The 17,399-nt window shown below is 67.2% G+C and carries 14 protein-coding genes; 3 read left to right on the top strand and 11 right to left on the bottom strand.

Annotated features, from left to right (window positions below):
- Nucleotides 1–46 precede the first annotated feature (46 nt).
- Nucleotides 47–1,678: an NAD+ synthase gene (locus tag IOC61_RS13545; RefSeq protein WP_195689273.1), complete on the bottom strand. Its 1,632-nt coding sequence runs from the start codon at nt 1,676–1,678 to the stop codon at nt 47–49.
- Between the two features lie 96 nt (nt 1,679–1,774).
- Here IOC61_RS13545 and IOC61_RS13540 point away from each other — a divergent pair, with 96 nt between their 5' ends.
- A complete protein-coding gene (locus IOC61_RS13540; RefSeq protein WP_195689272.1) occupies nt 1,775–2,071 on the top strand; it encodes a PP0621 family protein in 297 nt (98 codons plus the stop codon).
- A gap of 52 nt (nt 2,072–2,123) precedes the next feature.
- Here IOC61_RS13540 and IOC61_RS13535 read toward each other — a convergent pair whose 3' ends face one another.
- The 8 genes from IOC61_RS13535 to IOC61_RS13500 all read right to left on the bottom strand — a co-directional run bounded on the left by IOC61_RS13535 (nt 2,124) and on the right by IOC61_RS13500 (nt 9,703).
- Complete coding sequence (locus IOC61_RS13535) at nt 2,124–3,950, bottom strand: DEAD/DEAH box helicase (protein WP_195689271.1); 1,827 nt, start codon at nt 3,948–3,950, stop codon at nt 2,124–2,126.
- Nucleotides 3,951–4,080: 130 nt separating this feature from the next.
- On the bottom strand, nt 4,081–4,671 hold the full coding sequence (locus IOC61_RS13530; RefSeq protein WP_195689270.1) for a HupE/UreJ family protein: 591 nt from the start codon (nt 4,669–4,671) through the stop codon (nt 4,081–4,083).
- 92 nt (nt 4,672–4,763) lie between these two features.
- Entirely contained in the window at nt 4,764–5,516 is a 753-nt protein-coding gene (gene ureG, locus IOC61_RS13525; protein WP_195689269.1) for an urease accessory protein UreG, read from the bottom strand.
- 22 nt (nt 5,517–5,538) lie between these two features.
- The gene (locus IOC61_RS13520; RefSeq protein WP_195689268.1) at nt 5,539–6,432 is read right to left on the bottom strand and encodes an urease accessory protein UreD; all 894 of its coding nucleotides are present in this window, start codon (nt 6,430–6,432) and stop codon (nt 5,539–5,541) included.
- A 55-nt stretch (nt 6,433–6,487) separates the two neighbouring features.
- Nucleotides 6,488–7,057, bottom strand: a complete 570-nt coding sequence (locus IOC61_RS13515) for an urease accessory UreF family protein (protein ID WP_324254721.1) — start codon at nt 7,055–7,057, stop codon at nt 6,488–6,490.
- Between the two features lie 117 nt (nt 7,058–7,174).
- Nucleotides 7,175–8,884, bottom strand: coding sequence for an urease subunit alpha (locus IOC61_RS13510; protein ID WP_195689266.1), 1,710 nt, complete (start codon nt 8,882–8,884; stop codon nt 7,175–7,177).
- A complete protein-coding gene (locus IOC61_RS17905; protein WP_311430628.1) occupies nt 8,877–9,362 on the bottom strand; it encodes an urease subunit beta in 486 nt (161 codons plus the stop codon). Before IOC61_RS17905 ends, IOC61_RS13510 begins: the two co-directional genes overlap by 8 nt.
- Before the next feature lie 38 nt (nt 9,363–9,400).
- Nucleotides 9,401–9,703, bottom strand: a complete 303-nt coding sequence (locus IOC61_RS13500) for an urease subunit gamma (protein WP_132045202.1) — start codon at nt 9,701–9,703, stop codon at nt 9,401–9,403.
- A gap of 288 nt (nt 9,704–9,991) precedes the next feature.
- Between IOC61_RS13500 and IOC61_RS13495 the strand changes: the two genes are divergently transcribed.
- The gene (locus IOC61_RS13495) at nt 9,992–11,140 is read left to right on the top strand and encodes a PQQ-dependent sugar dehydrogenase (protein ID WP_229333138.1); all 1,149 of its coding nucleotides are present in this window, start codon (nt 9,992–9,994) and stop codon (nt 11,138–11,140) included.
- 197 nt (nt 11,141–11,337) lie between these two features.
- Here IOC61_RS13495 and purL read toward each other — a convergent pair whose 3' ends face one another.
- Nucleotides 11,338–15,297, bottom strand: a complete 3,960-nt coding sequence (gene purL / locus IOC61_RS13490) for a phosphoribosylformylglycinamidine synthase (RefSeq protein ID WP_195689265.1) — start codon at nt 15,295–15,297, stop codon at nt 11,338–11,340.
- 177 nt (nt 15,298–15,474) lie between these two features.
- Between purL and mltF the strand changes: the two genes are divergently transcribed.
- Nucleotides 15,475–16,902 (top strand): membrane-bound lytic murein transglycosylase MltF, encoded by a 1,428-nt coding sequence (mltF, locus tag IOC61_RS13485; RefSeq protein ID WP_195689329.1) that lies wholly within the window; start codon nt 15,475–15,477, stop codon nt 16,900–16,902.
- A gap of 3 nt (nt 16,903–16,905) precedes the next feature.
- Here the strand turns inward: mltF and tadA are convergent, their stop codons facing one another.
- On the bottom strand, nt 16,906–17,364 hold the full coding sequence (gene tadA, locus IOC61_RS13480) for a tRNA adenosine(34) deaminase TadA (RefSeq protein ID WP_195689264.1): 459 nt from the start codon (nt 17,362–17,364) through the stop codon (nt 16,906–16,908).
- Nucleotides 17,365–17,399 lie beyond the last annotated feature (35 nt).

Genomic DNA, 17,399 nt, shown 5'->3' with positions numbered 1-17,399 from the left:
TTGTCGCTCGGCACTTGTGTAGCTCGGCACTTATAGCTCGTCGGCGCTATTCGCCGGGCTGCCAGCCATTGACGATAGGATAGCGGCGATCGCGACCGAACCCGCGGCGGGTTACCCGCGCCCCCACCGGAGCCTGGCGACGCTTGTACTCGCAGCGGTCCACCAGCTTGACCACCCGGTAGACATCGTCACGGTCGAAGCCCGCCTCGATGATCGCCTCGGCGCTCATGTCGCCCTCGATATAGCGCACCAGAATGGCATCCAGGGTGTCGTAGTCGGGCAGCGAGTCGCTGTCCTTCTGGTCGGGTGCCAGCTCCGCGGAGGGCGGTCGCTCGATCACCCGCTCGGGGATGGCCGGCGACTGGGTGTTGCGCCAGCGCGCCAGACGATAGACCCAGGTCTTGTAGACATCCTTGATGGCGTTGTAGCCGCCCACCATATCGCCATAGAGCGTGGAGTAGCCCACCGCCATCTCGCTCTTGTTGCCGGTGGTCAGCACCAGCAGGCCCTTCTTGTTGGAGATCGCCATCAACAGCACGCCACGACAGCGGGACTGCAGGTTCTCCTCGGTGGTGTCACGCGTCGTGCCCTCGAAGGCACCGGAGAGGGTCTCCATGAATGCCTCCACCATCGGCTCGATGGGCATCACCTCGTAGTGCACGCCCAGCATATCGGCCTGTTCGGCGGCATCCTGCCGGGAGATATCGGCGGTATAGTGGTAGGGCATCATCACCGCCTGTACCCGCTGGGGGCCCAGGGCATCCACGGCTATCGCCAGTGACAGGGCGGAGTCGATCCCCCCCGAAAGTCCCAGCACCACCCCCTCGAAGCCGCTCTTGTTGACGTAGTCACGCAGGCCGGTAACCAGCGCACAGTAGAGGTTCTCCTCCGGCTCGACATCGGGCTCGGTCTCGCCGGCCTGGGGCACCCAGCCGCCCTGGCGATGAATAAACTGCACCGGCATCACACCCACGGCCCAGTGGGGCGCCTGCACGCGCAGCTCGCCGAAAGCGTCCACGCAGGCCGAGCCGCCGTCGAACACCAGCTCGTCCTGGCCGCCGATCTGGTTCACATAGACGATGGGCAGCGACACCGCCGCGGCACGCTCCTCCAGCAGGCGCAACCGCTCGGCAGGCTTGTCCTGATGGAAGGGCGAGGCGTTGAGACTGATCAGGATCTCGGCGCCGGCCTCCTTCGCCAGGCGCGCCGGGGCCTCCTCCCAGAGATCCTCGCAGATCAGCAGGCCCAACTTCGCGCCCCGATGCTCGACCACCAGCGGCTCGCTGCCCCGGGCAAAGTAGCGCTGTTCGTCGAACACCTCGTAGTTGGGCAGCGCCTGCTTGGCATATTCACCCAACCACTCGCCGTCGAAGAGCGCACCGGCCAGGTTCCAGAGCTGCCCCTCGCGACGGCCGGGATAACCGACGATCACCAGCACATCACGCACGACCTTGGCGGCCATCCGAGCGCGAGCCTCGCGCAGACGACTCTCCATGGAGGGTCGCAACAGCAGGTCCTCCGGCGGATAGCCGGTCAGACAGAGTTCGGGCAGCACCACGATATCGGCGCCATGCTCGATGCGCGCCTCGCGCACCGCCTCGATGGCGCGATCGGTATTGCCGGGAATATCCCCTACCAGGGGATCCAGCTGAGCCATCACCAGCGTCAGGTCTTGCATGGGCTTGGAAATCTCTCGAGAATCAGTGAATACCCTCATTGTCCCGCATGGGCGGCCGACTGGCAAAGCCGACCACCCCACCTGGGAGCCACCCGGATGAACCTCTTGATAATACGCCTGATTATCTTCGCCGTGCTGTTCTTCGCCGGCCTCAAGCTATACCGCATGTACCGCGAGTGGAAGCTGGACCGTGAAGAGCTGCTGGAGGACGACCGCAACGATTCCCGGGGCAACCAGATGGTGCGCTGCGCCTGGTGCCAGGTGCATGTGCCCGAGAGCGAAGCCCAGCGCGCGCAGGGCGAGTGGTTCTGTTCCAGCGCCCACCGGGACCGCTACCTTCAAGAGCAGAAGGAACATGACGAACCGGGAAGCGACGACGAACCGCACGCCTGAAGCGCCGACACCCTAGATGCGGCTCGCCTACTCCCCAGACTAGCCAGCCGCCCTACTCCGCCTCGGCCGCGCGGCGAAAGCGCCCGACATAGTCGAACAGCTTCTCGCGTACCTGCCAGTGGCGCCCCACCCTGCGCCCCACCACGAAGTCGGGATGACGCAGGCGATGACGCTCGGCGATCACCTGCTCGGGGGTCTCGGGCCAAAACGGCATCCCCGGGGCGCGCAGATGCTCACGCAGGAAGGCCGCGGCGAAGGCGCCACGCTGGGCCGGGGTCTCGAGGGCGAACCACTCGGCTAGCGTCATGCCATCCTCGTCATGGTAGGTGACCTTGAGGCGAGGCAGGCCGCGGCCGTTGACGGTGGCCTCCAGCTGCATGCCGGCGACCCGCAGCACCCGGGCGTCACGCAGGCGCAACGCCTCCTTGAGCTTGTCGTCGGCATCCACCAGCTGGACGCCGCAGCCGTGGCAGCGCCGGGCGGCGATATCATTCTCGGCGCCGCAGTCGCCACACACCTTGAAACGAAAGCGAAACGAACATTGCTCCATCGCCGCCGTCGTCGACGTTGAATTTACGCTTTTCGCGCGGGGTCGGGCGCGACTGGAAAGCACCAGCCCCTGGCAGCGACGCCCGAAATGCTCGATCACCAGGTCACCGTCGCGCTTGCCCCAGAACAGGTTGGCATGACCGCAGGCCGGACACTCCACCTGCACCGGCTCACTGTCGCCTGTCGGCTTGGGTGATCCCACCTCGGGGGCGTAGAGATCCCAGGGGTTGCCGGCGTAGTCGAGGATCAGGCAGTCGCGCTTGCCCGGCGAGAGTCGCAGCCCGCGGCCGGCGATCTGCTGGTAGAGGCTCACCGACTCGGTGGGTCGCAGGATAACGATCAGGTCGACATGCGGCGCATCGAAGCCGGTGGTCAGCACCGCCACATTGACCAGGTACTTCAGCTTGCGCGCCTTGAAGGCGTCGATGATCCGTTCACGCTCGGCCGAGGGCGTCTCGCCGGTGATCAGCGCCGACTCCTCTGGCGGCAGATAGCCGAGGATCTCATCGGCATGAGCCACGCTGGCGGCAAACAGCATCACCCCCTGGCGATCCCGGGCTCGCTCGACCACCTCGGCAATGATGCCCGGTGTGGCACGATGGTCCGCGACCACTCGATTGAGCTCCTCCTCCCGGAAGAGCCCGCTCGTGGTCGGCGTGAGTGCCGAGAAGTCGTAGCGCTCCACCGCCGCGTCCACCCTCACCGGCTCGGCCAGGTAGCCCTGCTTGACCATCAGCCTGAGCGGCTGCTCGAAGACACACTCCTGGAAGAAGCAATCGGCCTCACCGCGCACCATGCCGTGATGGTGGCGGTGGTAGATGAAGCCCTGGCCGAGGCGATAGGGCGTCGCCGTCAGCCCCAGCACCTTGAGCCGGGGGTTGGCGGAGCGCAGTCGCTCGATCACCCGACGGTAGCTGGCATCCTCCGCCGGTGAGACACGGTGACACTCGTCGATCACCAGCAGGGTGAAGCTGCCCTGCCCCGGGGCCGGAGAAGCGAAACGATCCAGGCCACGCACCACCGACTGAACCGAGCCGAACACCACCTGGCGCTCGGCCTCCTTGCGCCCCAGGCCGGCGCTGAAGATATCGGCCTCGAGGCCGTAGGCCAGATACTTGGCGTGGTTCTGCTCCACCAGTTCACGCACATGGGCCAGTACCAGCACCCGCCCGCGGGCCAGGCGCGCCAGCTCGGCGATCACCAGCGACTTGCCGCTGCCGGTGGGCAGCACCACCACTGCCGGGTCGTCGGACCCACGGAAGTGCTCGATGACGCGCCTCACCGCCTCCCGTTGATAGGGGCGCAGGCTTGGCACAGGCTTTTCGGTCATCAGGCACCTCCCACACTGAGGGGCGCCAGTCTACCGGGCGACGGTGGCCTCGTCAGCCCGGCTCGCACTGCTCGGCAACGCAGCGGACAGGGTCACCCCCGCCCGCTGCGTTCGCTTGACCACACAGGGGTCAGGCGAAGCCGAGATAGAGCCCGAAGGCGGCGATCAGGGCGCCGGCGTATTGCGCGATACGCGGGCTGGCCCAACGCCTGGCGAGGTGGCCCAGGCCCACACCACAGCCATGCAGAGCCGCGGTGGCGATAACGAAACCGATACCGTAGGCCAGCCCCGACGCCATCGCCGGCATCTCGGTGCCATGAGCATGGCCGTGGAACACCGCGAACAGGCCGACCAGGACACTACTCGCCAGCAGCGGCAGACGCACCGCCGCCGCCACCAGCAGGCCGAGGACAAGCACCGACGCCACGATGCCTGGCTCGCCCCATGGCAGGGCGATCCCCGCCATGCCGATCGCGCCGCCGAGCAGCATGACCGCCATGAAGCTCATGGGCACGGCCCAGATGGCACGCCCGCCTCGCTGGGCGGCCCAGAGGCCGACCGCGAGCATGGCGGCCATGTGATCGATGCCCATCCAAGGGTGCAGGAAGCCCTGCGCCACCCCTCCCGAGTATCCGCTGCCGACATGGGCATAAGCCAGCGCTGGCAACAGCAGAAGGGCCGCGCCCCACCCGATGCGTCGCGTCAATTCATGTGATTGCATGTTACTCCTCCTACCTTGACCCAAGGGTATGACCTCAACCGCCTGTGGCGCTGATCGCCGTGTTGAGCCTGGTGGCCCCGTATCTCCATGCGTCACTCATGACCATGATGGTGATGGGTATGCCCCCCTTCGTGGCTGTGTACATGACCGCCATCGTCTGTTGCATGAAAGTGCGGCGCCATGGGGCCGGGGTCGACCGGGGCATGGCTGCCATCGGCGTAGGCGCGATGAAGTTCGCGCACCCAGTCGCACAGCTGGCTCGTGGTCGCGGGGCGCTTGCGTGATATCGCCAGTACCGGGCGCCCCTCGCGGGCCTTTTCGGCATCCGCGACCATCTGCTCGACGTCGACATCGACATGCTCGGCGAGATCGACCTTGTTGATGACCAGCAGATCGGCGCCACCGATGCCGGGGCCGCCCTTGCGCGCCACATCGCCGCCTCCGGCGACGTCGAGCACGAAGAGCTGTGCATCGATAAGCGCCGGCGAGAACGTCGCAGTGAGGTTGTCTCCGCCACTCTCGACGAGCACGATGTCCAGCGGGGCAAAATCACGCTCGAGATCCTCGATGGCGATCAGGTTCATGGTCACGTCATCGCGAATCGCGGTATGGGGGCAGGCGCCCGTCTCCACCGCACGGATTCGCTCGGCCGGCAGCACGCCCTCGGAGCGCAGGAAGCGCGCATCCTCGTCGGTGTAGATATCGTTGGTGATCACGCCGATGACGAATTCATCGCTGAGGCTGCGGCACAGCGTCGCGATCACCGAGCTTTTCCCGGTTCCCACGGGACCGGCGACACCGATCCTCAGTGCACGATGCTCGTTCGTCGGGGTTGTCTTCGCCATGCTGTTCTCCTCCGTGGCCGGCCTATCCGGCACCAGTGTGCTCAGTTTCGCTGACCACCTCATCACGGTGGTCCTCGGGTTCGGGCAGGGGGGCATCCCTGGGTGCCCACGGCGCGCCAAGCGCGTCGAGCCCGGCGCTCAGGCGCCGGCGAAGCTGCAGGCTATCGGGTGCCACGGCGCTGACGACCATGCCTGGCCCCGGCAGTGGCGCCAGGATGGCGCTGGAATGAAAGGTGGAGGTGGCCGGGGTTCCGCTCTCCCAGGCGGGGTCGACCGCAATGATCGATCCGACGGCGCCGTTCTCGCCCACGACCGCGGCGCCACGCCAGCCATCGGCCTGCGGTCCAACACACAGCTGCTGGTGATAGAGCGGGGCATCGTCATGGGTCACCCGCAGGGTGGTGCGGAAATCTCCCGGCGGTTCGCGGTGCCTCCCGAGCAGCGTCTCCTCACGCATCACCAGCCGGGCACCGCGTTCGAGGCGGACCCGTACGTCATGCTCATGGTCGCAGCCACGAGCCGCGATGATCGGCTCCGGCAGCCAGACGAAGGTGCCGCCCTCGCCGACATGCACATTGATTCGCATATGCGAACGCCCGCCACATGGGCCCGGCAATACCAGCATCGCCGAGGCCTCGGTCAGCACCAGTGTGCTGCCTGCCCCGACATGCACATCGAGCGCATAGTCGTCGCCGCCGAGCGGGCCGGCGGCGCCGGCGGCCAGCATGACACGCGCCACCCCGCGACGACGATGGGTCAGCGGCTCCGACTCCTTGGGGTGTGCCGGACGCAGGACGAGTGCCCCCTGGGAGCGCAATACACCGACCCTTGAGCGTGCCCGGGCGTCTGCCTCGGTGGTCAGCACCGCCCGTGACGACATCGCACCCGGCCGTCTCGCACCCTGATCACGAAGCATATGCTCATGCTCGCGAGGCGAATGTTCATGAGGTGAATGCTTGTGAGGCGAATGTTCACGAGGCGAAGAGGCGTACATTCCAGCTCCTGTGGTGTTCGGCCGCGATATCGCTCAGGGGCGCCCCCCGCGAAGGCAGCTCGCTTGCGGGAGCACCGGCGTGGTCGGCGGCGTCGCCGGCCAGGCGGTCGAGCCGTTCGGTGGCCCGCGCGAGGGCGGCGTGGACATCGAAGGGGTCGATTCGCATCAGCTTCGCCGCGGCCGCGGCCGGCCCCGCCACGCTCTCGTGCAGGATGGCCAGCGCGGCGTCGCGAGGGCCGAGGCCGAGCGCCGCGGCGGCCACCCCCATGACCACAGGCTGATGGGGGGCGGTGCCGAGCTGCGCGAAGTGCGGATGGGGGTGAATGGTGCTCATCACTCGAAGCAGCTGCCTGCCGAGCGTTCGCGACACCGAGCGCAGTTCCGGGGAGGGTGTGCGTGCGTCGAGCTCGGACTCCAGCGCCGATAGTGCCGCGGTGTCATCCCGCGCCGCACGCTCACAGGCGGCGGCGGCGAAGGCCGCGGCAACGAAGCCCGTGGTTTCGGCTCGCCCGACAAGGAACCGTTCGAGCCCCGTCGCGTCCGACACCCTGCCCGCCTGAACCGTCGGCTCTAGCCCGCCGGAGTGCGCATAGCCGCCTGCCGGCAAGCGACCATCCGCGAGCAGAAGCAGCGCCGCCTGTCCCTGTGCCATATGCCTTCCTGCCTAGAAGAGAAAGTATCGCTGCGCCATCGGCACATCATCGGTGGGCTCGTGTTCGACGAGCTCACCATCGATCTTCACCGCATAGGTATTGGGATCGACCTCGATCCTGGGCAGCGCCTGATTTTCCGGCATATCCATCTTGGTCCTGCCGCGGCAGCTCTCGATGGCGACAAACTGTCGATGGGTATTCACACGCCCGGGCAGCCCGTCATCGATCGCCGTCTGGGAGACGAACGCCATGCTGGTCGCCCCGGCCGCAGGGGAGTAGACATTGAAGCCGAGTCGCTCGAGCACGGGCTGAGGCGTAGGAATCGAGGCGTTCGGGTCGCCAAGCGCGGCCGTCGCGGCCATCCCTCCCGTGAAGACGATAGTGGGTCGAATGCCGAAGAGGGCCGGCTGCCACAGCACCAGATCGGCCTTCTTGCCCACCTCGATGGAGCCGATATGCTTCTCGAGTCCATGGGCCACCGCGGGGCAGATCGTGTACTTCGCCACATAGCGGCGCGCCCGGTGATTGTCCGCGTTGCTGTCCCCCGCCAGGGGCCCGCGCAGCTTCTTCATCTGGTGCGCGGTCTGCCAGGTACGGATCACCACCTCGCCGATCCGCCCCATCGCCTGGGCGTCGGAGGACATGATCGAGATCGCACCGAGATCCTGCAGCACGTCCTCGGCCGCGATCGTTCCCGCGCGAACCCGGCTTTCGGCGAAGGCGAGGTCGTTGGGCACCTGCGGGTTGAGATGGTGCGCCACCATCACCATATCGAGGTGCTCGTCCACGGTATTGCGCGTGAACGGCCGTGTCGGGTTGGTCGACGCCGGCAGCACATTGGCCTCGCCCGCGATGCGGATGATATCCGGCGCGTGCCCGCCACCGGCGCCTTCGGTATGAAAGGAGTGGAAGGTGCGACCGTCTACCGCCTTGAGCATATCTTCGACGAACCCGGCCTCGTTGAGGGTGTCCGAGTGGATCGCGACCTGAACCCCCGAGGCGTCGGCCACCTGCAGCACGGCATCGATGACCGCTGGCGTCGCCCCCCAGTCCTCATGCACCTTGAAGCCGCCCACGCCACCGCGGAGCTGCTCCCACATCGCCTCGTGGGACATGGTGTTGCCGCGCCCGAGAAACAGCACGTTGACCGGCCAGGGATCGAAGCTCTCCAGCATCCGCTCCATCCACCAGGAACCGGGTGTCGCGAGGGTGGCCTTCGACCCTTCGGTGGGCCCCGTGCCACCGCCCAGCACGGTAGTGGTGCCCGATGCCAGGGCGATCTGCATCATCTGGGGTCCGACGAAGTGCACATGGGTGTCGATCGCACCCGCCGTGGCGATCAGCCCGTTACCCGCCATGATCTCCGTCGAGGGACCGATCACCAGGTCGGGGTGCACACCATCCATGGTGTCGGGATTGCCGGCCTTGCCGATCGCGGTAATACGGCCGTCGCGCACGCCGATGTCGGCCTTGATCACGCCCCAGTGGTCGAGAATGACCGCACCGGTGATCACCAGATCCGGGGTGCCCTCGGCACGCGTCGCCGTGGACTGCCCCATCGACTCACGCACCGACTTGCCGCCGCCGAATACCGCCTCGTCGCCGCCGCCACAGCGATCCTCCTCGACCTCGATGACCAGATTGGTATCGGCGAGGCGAATACGGTCGCCCCTGGTCGGGCCATACGACGCCACATATTCCGAACGGGAAATCTTACCCATCGAGACCTCCTCGGCAGAGTCCACGCAGACCGGGCACGATGCGTCGCCCCCGAATAGGGATCAGTTCGACCTCTTCCACGGCCCCGGGTTCGAAGCGTACGGCGCCCCCCGAAAGCACGTTGAGTCGCTTGCCCCAGGCCGCCTCCCTGTCGAACTCGAGCGCCTCGTTGGCCTCGGCGAAGTGATAGTGTGAACCGACTTGCACCGGGCGATCCGCGGCATTGATCACCCTGATCGTGGTGATGGGTTGACCGGCATTGATCTCGACATCGCCCTCTCCGTAGAGGACCTCTCCGGGCACCAGAGGATCGCTCTCCTCGAGCCGCTCCATCGACTCCCGACGCGGCGCCTGGCGCGCCCCGGAGCCGGGCCGACGGGGCTCGCTTGGCGAGTGGGCACCCGAGGAGCGTGTTCGCTTCTCGATCTTGTAACCGGGCGCATCGGAGGCATGCTCCGCCTTCGGCGAATCGGCAGCCATCTTTTCGGGTGGCCCGAACGGATTGGATGGTTTTCTGGTCATTGTACCGGCCCCGTTACCGTCACGAGTTTGGTGCCGTCGGGGAAGGTCGCCTCGACCTGCACTTGAGCGAGCATCTCCGGCACCCCCTCCATCACATCATCGCGGCTCAGCACGTGACGCCCCGACTCCATGAGGTCGGCAACCGTTTCGCCATTGCGAGCCCCCTCGAGCAGATACGAGGTGATGAGTGCCGTGGCCTCGGGAAGGTTGAGCTTGAGGCCGCGCTCCTTGCGCTCCAGCGCCAGCTTGCCGGCCGTGTAGATCATTAGCCGCTCTTGCTCGTGCATACTGAGAAACATGGGACTCCCCCTGAGCGTTATGGAAAGAGTCGAGACGACGCCCTTGTCCAGCTGTCTAGCTGACTCCAGCGTGCCGTTCGGATAAACAGCCACTCCTCAAGCAAGCTAGCACACCCCCAAGAGGCCACAACGTTGAATTACCGCTTCTCGAACGGGGCAAAGCCATGCTAACGAGCCATGCCGAAGGGCTGGTACAGCCGAACCGTGCCCGCCCCGCCGCACGACAGGCGGGTGCTGGTCTATGATGTTCGGTGAGAATCCGAATCGATGCTGGAGGAGGCCCGAATTATGCCGGTCATGTTGCCCAGGCTGACCCTGCCCCTGCTGCTGAGCGGCCTGACCCTCGGCGCTTGGGCCCAGGCAGCCGAGACCCTGATAGAAGGGCTGGAGAGCGATCACCACACGCTGCGCCTGGAGCGCGTCGCGACCGGGCTCGAACACCCCTGGTCGCTGGCCTTTCTACCCGACGGCGAGCTGCTGGTCAGTGAGCGTCCGGGGCGACTGGCACGCATCGACCAGGCGGGGCGGATAACCCGCCTGGAGGGTGTCCCCGAGGTGAGCACTCGCGGCCAGGGTGGCCTGCTCGATCTCGCCCTGCACACGCGCTTCGGCGATGGTGAGCACGACTGGCTCTACTTCACCTGGAGCCAGCCCGGCAGCGGTGGCACCGCCACCACTCTCTCCCGGGCGCGGCTGGGCGACGACTCCCTGAGCCATCTCGAGACGCTTTTCGAGCAGGACCATTTCTCCGCCCCCGGGCGCCACTATGGCTCGCGACTCGCCTGGTTGCCCGACGACACGCTGCTGATGAGCATCGGTGACCGCGGACGCGAGCCACCCCGCGCCCAGGATGGCGGCGATCATGCCGGCAGTGTGCTGCGCCTGACCGACACCGGCGGCGTGCCGCCCGATAACCCCTTCGTCGACGACGCCGCGGTGCTCGACGAGCTCTTCACGATGGGCAACCGCAACCCCCAGGGTCTCACCGTCGCAAAGGATGGCACCCCCTGGTCCACCGAACACGGTCCGCGTACCGGCGACGAGCTCAACCGCCTGGTTGGCGGCGACAACTATGGTTGGCCGGTGGTCAGCCGCGGCAATGACTACAGCACCAATCAGCCCATCGGTCGTGACAGCGCACCGGGCATGCGTGATCCGGTGCATGTCTTCGATGGGCGCTTCGCCCCCTCGGGGCTGGCCGAGGTCAGCGGCGACACCTTCTCCGCCTGGCAGGGTCACTTCCTGGCCGGCGGCCTGGCCAGTGAGCGCCTGGTCCGCCTGGCCCTGGAAGGGGATGAGGTGGTGGAGCACGAAGTCCTGCTGGAGGGCGAGATCGGACGCATCCGCGACGTCCGTCAGGGACCCGACGGCGCCATCTATCTGCTCGAGGACGCCACGAATGGCGCACTCTACCGGCTGACGCCGGCCGACCCGTAGCCTCGAGCCGCCTTATCCCGACTCGGCAACATTGCCATAGCGGTTAGCCTGACGAACGTCCGCCAGGCACTGCCCACCCCTTTAAAAAGGGGAGCTTACAGGCTGGCGTGAGTCGGCTTGGCATGGAGGGGAGGGTCAAAGGGCATCGCCCGGGAAAGCTCCCGGGCGATGCAAGATGCGGAGGGGTTGCTGGGCGATCAGCCGAGCCAGACGCGGGCGTTGCGGAACAGCCGCAGCCAGGCACCGTCCTGGGTCCACTCGGCGGGACGCCAGGAGTTGGTCACCGCACGCACCACCCGCTCCGGATGGGGCATCATGATGGTGACCCGGCCGTCCGGGGTGGTCAGCCCGGTGACGCCGGAGGGCGAGCCGTTGGGGTTGGCCGGGTAGCGAGTGGTGACCTGGCCGTAGTTGTCCACGTAGCGCAGGGCCACCGCACCGCTGCCCTGCAGCTTGCGCAGGTGGGCGCTGTCACGGAACTCGGCGCGCCCTTCACCGTGGGCCACGGCGATGGGCAGTCGCGACCCTTCCATGCCGGCCAGCAGGATCGAGGGGCTCTGCTCCACCTGGACCATGGCCACGCGGGCCTCGAACTGCTCCGACTCGTTGCGCACGAACCGCGGCCAGGCCTCGGCCCCGGGAATCAGCTCCTTGAGCTGGGCAAGCATCTGACAGCCGTTGCACACCCCCAGCGAGAAGCTATCCTCGCGCTGGAAGAAGGCCGCGAACTGGTCGCGGGCGCGCTCGTTGAACAGCACCGACTTGGCCCAGCCACCGCCGGCCCCCAGCACGTCGCCGTAGGAGAAGCCACCACAGGCCACCAGGCCCTTGAATTCATCCAGCGACACCCTTCCCGCCAGGATATCGCTCATATGCACGTCCACCGACTCGAAGCCGGCACGGTCGAAGGCCCAGGCCATCTCCACCTGGCCGTTGACCCCCTGTTCGCGCAGCACCGCCATCGCCGGCCGCGCCAGGTTGAGCCCGGGTGCCTGGAGATAGGGAGCCGCGATATCCTCGTCGACATCGAAGGTGGGGGTGGCTGAGAGCCCCGGGTCGCGGTCGTCGAGCAGGCCGTCGAACTCGCTCTTGGCACACTCGGGGTTGTCGCGCAGCGCCTGCAGGCGATAGCTGGTCTCGGCCCAGGTGCGCTGGGTCCGCAGCCGCGTGGTCTCGAGCAGCGGCTCCTCGAACAGGGTCACCCGCACCTGGTCGTCGTAGCGCGGCCGCGCGATGACGCCACAGGTCTCGAGCCCCGCCGCGGCAAGCTGGGCCAGCACCTCCTCGGTGTGCTCACGGCTCACCTGGATCACCGCGCCCAGCTCCTCGGCGAACAGCGCGTTGAAGGCCTCCACCGGCTCGTCCACCAGCCAGTCGAGCTTGATCTCGAGGCCGGCATGGGCCGCGAAGGCCATCTCCAGCAGGGTCACCAGCAGGCCGCCGTCGCTGCGGTCGTGGTAGGCGAGCAGCTTGCCCTCGGCGTTGAGCCCCTGGATCACCGCGAAGAACGCCTTGAGGTCCTCCGGGTCGTCCAGATCGGGGCACTCATCCCCCACCTGGCCGTAGACCTGGGCCAGCGCGGAGCCGCCCAGGCGATTGCGACCTCCGCCCAGGTCGATCAGGATCAGGTCGGACTCGTCCTGCTCCAGATTGATCTGGGGCGTCAGGGTGCGCATGGCATCCGTGACCGGAGCGAAGCCGGTGATCACCAGCGACAGCGGCGAGGTCACACTCTTCTCCTCGGCCTCGCCCTGGCCTTCATCAGAGCCGCCCTCCTCCTGCCAGGCGGTGCGCATGGACATGGAGTCCTTGCCCACCGGCACGGCGATGCCCAGGGCCGGGCAGAGCTCCATCCCCACGGCATGCACCGCGTCGTACAGCGCCTGGTTCTCGCCGGGATGGTCGGCGGCACTCATCCAGTTGGCGGAGAGCTTGATGTCGGAGAGCTTCTCGATGGGCGCGGCGGCCAGGTTGGTGATCGCCTCGGCCACCGCCAGGCGAGCACTGGCGGCCGGGTCGATCAGTGCCACCGGCGGACGCTCGCCCATGGCCATGGCCTCGCCGGCATGGGTGTCGAAGCTCGCCGTGGTCACCGCCACATCGGCCACCGGCACCTGCCAGGGCCCGACCATCTGGTCGCGGGCCACCTGGCCGGTGATCGAGCGGTCACCGATGGTGATCAGGAAGCTCTTGGAGGCCACGGTGGGCAGGCGCAGGACACGATCCATGGCCTCGCGCAGATCGAGGTTGTCGAGCATCACGCCCGACAGCTCGTGGCTCTGGCGCTGGAAGTCACGGGTCATCTTCGGCGGCTTGCCGAACAGCACGCTCATCGGCAGATCGACGGGGCGGGTCTCGAAGTGGCCGTCCCGCACCGTCAGGTGATGGGCCTCGGTGGCCTCGCCGACCACGGCGTAGGGACAACGCTCACGGGCACACAGGGCCTCGAAGGTCGCGAGATCCTCCGGCGCCACGGCCAGCACATAACGCTCCTGGGCCTCGTTGCACCAGATCTCCAGCGGGCTCATGCCCGGCTCGGCGTTGGGTACCGCGCGCAGGTCGAACAGCCCGCCGCGCTCGCCATCCTTGACCAGCTCCGGCAGCGCATTGGAGAGACCGCCGGCGCCCACGTCATGGATAAAGCACATCGGGTTGTTCTCGCCCAGCGCCCAGCAGCGGTCGATCACCTCCTGGGCCCGGCGCTCCATCTCGGGATTGCCGCGCTGCACGGAGGCGAAGTCCAGGTCGGCGCTGGAGGCACCGGACGCCATGGAGGAGGCAGCCCCGCCGCCCAGGCCGATCAGCATCGCCGGGCCGCCCATCACGATCAGCTTGCCGCCTACCGGGATCTCGCCCTTCTGCACGTGGCCATCGCGGACATTGCCGTAGCCGCCGGCGATCATGATCGGCTTGTGGAAGCCGCGGCGCTCGATGCCATTGGCCCCCATCGCCTCCTGCTCGTAGGTACGGAAGTAGCCGGTGAGGTTCGGTCGACCGAACTCGTTGTTGAAGGCCGCACCGCCGATGGGGCCCTCGAGCATGATCTCGAGCGCCGAGACGATACGCTCGGGCTTGCCATAGTCGAACGCCTCCCAGGGCTGCACGAACTCGGGGATGCGCAGGTTGGAGACGGTGAAGCCGCTGAGACCCGCCTTGGGCTTGCCGCCGATACCGGTGGCCCCCTCGTCACGGATCTCGCCACCGGCGCCGGTGGCCGCTCCGGGGTGCGGGGCGATGGCCGTCGGGTGGTTGTGGGTCTCCACCTTCATCAGGATCTGGATCGGCTCTTTATGGCCGGCGTAGGTGGCACGCTCCCCTTCACGACCGGTCAGCGGGGCCGGGAAGAAGCGCGGCGCCTCGCTACCGCGGATCACCGCGGCGTTATCGCTGTAGGCGGAGAGGATGTCGTCCGGCGAGGCCTGATAGGTGTTCTTGATCATCTTGAACAACGAGTGCGTCTGCGCCTCACCGTCGATCACCCAGTCAGCATTGAATATCTTGTGACGACAGTGCTCGGAGTTGGCCTGGGCGAACATCATCAGCTCGACATCCGTGGGATTGCGCCCCAGTTCGCGGAATGCCTCGACCAGGTAGTCGATCTCGTCATCCGCCAGGGCCAGGCCGAGCTCGGCGTTGGCGGTCACCAGTGCCTCGCGCCCGCCCTCGAGAAGGTCGACGCTACCCAGGGGTGCCGGCTCATGGTGAGCGAAAAGCTGCGCCGCATCGCTGGGGTCGCTCAGCACCGTCTCGGTCATGCGGTCATGCAGGATGGCGGTGATCTTCTCGAAGGCCTTCTCGGAGAGCATGCCCTTGAGCTTGACCCGGTAGGCGATGCCGCGCTCGATGCGATTCACCTGGGACAGGCCGCAGCTATGAGCGATATCGGTGGCCTTGGTGGACCAGGGCGACTGGGTGCCGATGCGCGGCACCACCAGGAAGAGCTGGCCCTCGCCGGCATCACTCTGGGGCTCGGCCCCGTAATCGAGCAACTGCTCCAGCACGGACAGGGCCTTGCCGGAAAGCTCGCCCGCATGGTCGACGAAGTGCACATACTCCGCACCCAGCGAGGCAACGTCACCCACGTCATCACGCAGGGCGGCCAGCAGCTTGGCATGACGGAAGGCGGAGAGGGCGGGGGCGCCGCGCAGTTCGAGCATATCCAGGAGCCTCTGAGAATCTTTACGATCGGGGGGGCCGCGGCCTGCGGCACAGAGCGCACATGATACTGGAAAGCCAGTGGCGGAAGAAATCCGGGTGAGAAAATGGCGGACAGGCGGATGACAGCCGTTGCGGGGCTGGGTATCGTGAAGGGCCTCATTCCAGCCCGTCACCGCATGCCCCTGATCCCGAGCGCCCCCCTGAGGCACACCGCCATCGCCCTGCTGGCGATTGTCCTGAGCCTGTTCCCCGAGCCGCCGCGCTCGACCAGACAGGACCAGCTCGAGACGATCCTCGCCCGGGAACTGCTCAGCGTACACACCCGCAACACCCCCACCACCTACTACGAGGGGCGCGAGGGACCCACCGGCTTCGAGTACGAACTGGCACGCCGCTTCGCCGGGCAGTTGGGTGTCAGCCTGACCATTCGTGCCGATCACCATATCGAAAGCGCCCTCGAGGCGGTGCGCCAGGAGGGCGATATGGCGGCGGCGGCCCTGCCCCTGGAGCCCGACCTGCCTGGGGTGGTCTTCAGCCGTCCGATCATCGAGCTGCAACCGGTCGTCGTCTATCGCCGAGGGCTTCCCCCGCTGGAGACACCCGACGACCTGCCCGGCCTGGCTCTGGGCGCCATCGGCGGTGCAGGCACCGACCGCGTACTGAACGAGCTGCAGACTATCTATCCGGACCTGAGCTGGGAGGCCTCCTCCGAGGTGGAGGTCGCCGAGCTGCTCGGCCAGGTGGAGGATGGCGAGCTCGACGCGGCGGTGCTCTTCGACCATCAGTTTCGCCTCAACCGGCTCTTCTTCCCCGACGTGGAGCGCGGCTTCCTGCTCGGCGACCCGCTCTCCATGGCCTGGGCCTTCCCGACCGAGCACAGCCTGGCGCTGGTCGAGGCCGCCAACCGCTTCCTTTCCGGACTGCACGAGAGCGGCGAGCTAGAGGCCCTGGTGACCCGCTACTTCGGCCATGACGACTTCCTGGAGTACGTCGGCACGCGCACCTTCCTCAACCATGTCGAGGCGCGCCTCCCCAAGTACACCGAGCTGTTCCGCGAGGCCGCGCGAGCCTCGGACTTCGACTGGAAGCTGCTGGCCGCCGTGGGCTACCAGGAGTCGCACTGGGACCCCCAGGCCACCTCCCCCACCGGCGTGCGCGGCTTGATGATGCTGACCAACGCCACCGCCGGCGACCTGGGGGTCAGCAACCGTCTCGACCCCGCCCAGAGCATCCATGGCGGGGCCCGCTACCTGCGCCAGCTGCATGACCGCCTGCCCGATTCGATTCAGGGAGACAACCGCCTCTATATGGCCATGGCGGCTTATAACGTGGGACTGGGGCACCTCTACGATGCCCGCCGAATCACCGAGCAGCGCGGCGGTGACCCCGACCTCTGGGCCGATGTCCGCGAGTCGCTGCCGCTGCTGCAGCAGCGTGAGTGGCACAGCCAGACGAAGTACGGCTATGCCCGGGGCGGCGAGCCGGTGATCTATGTCCGCAACATCCGCCGCTATCACGAGATTCTCAGCTACGTGGAGCGCAGCCGACGCGAGTTCCCGCAGCTCAACGCCCGCACCGCAGGCCCCAGCCCCACTGCCCCGTAAGGTCTACGAGGGGCGACGTGTGGCGAAGAACTCCTTGAGCAGGCGCGACGCCCGCGATGCCAGCACGCCCCCCTCCACCGCCACTCGGTGGTTGAACCAGGGCTGGGCAAACAGATTGGCCTTCGACTCCACCATGCCGCTGCGCGGCTCGGCGGCGGCATAGACCAGGCGCGCGATGCGGGCATGGATGATCGCCCCGGTGCACATCAGGCAGGGCTCCAGGGTCACGTAGAGGGTACAGCCATCGAGGCGGTAATTGCCGAGTCGCGCGCCGGCCTCACGCAGCGCTCGGATCTCGGCATGGGCGCTGGGGTCGTGCCCGCCCACCGGCGCGTTGTAGCCGACGCCGAGGATCTCACCGGCGGCATCCACCACCACCGCCCCGACCGGCACCTCGCCCGTGGCGAGCCCTAGCCGGGCCTGGTCCAGGGCCCGGTGCATATAGAATTCATCACTGCGCACTGCCCGGAACTCCCGTAGACTGAATGGCTGGCAGA

Origin of the sequence: Halomonas sp. KAO, assembly GCF_015595025.1 — a bacterium.
In the GTDB taxonomy this organism is placed as follows: Bacteria; Pseudomonadota; Gammaproteobacteria; order Pseudomonadales; family Halomonadaceae; genus Halomonas.
This window is presented reverse-complemented; position numbering and strand designations above follow the sequence as displayed.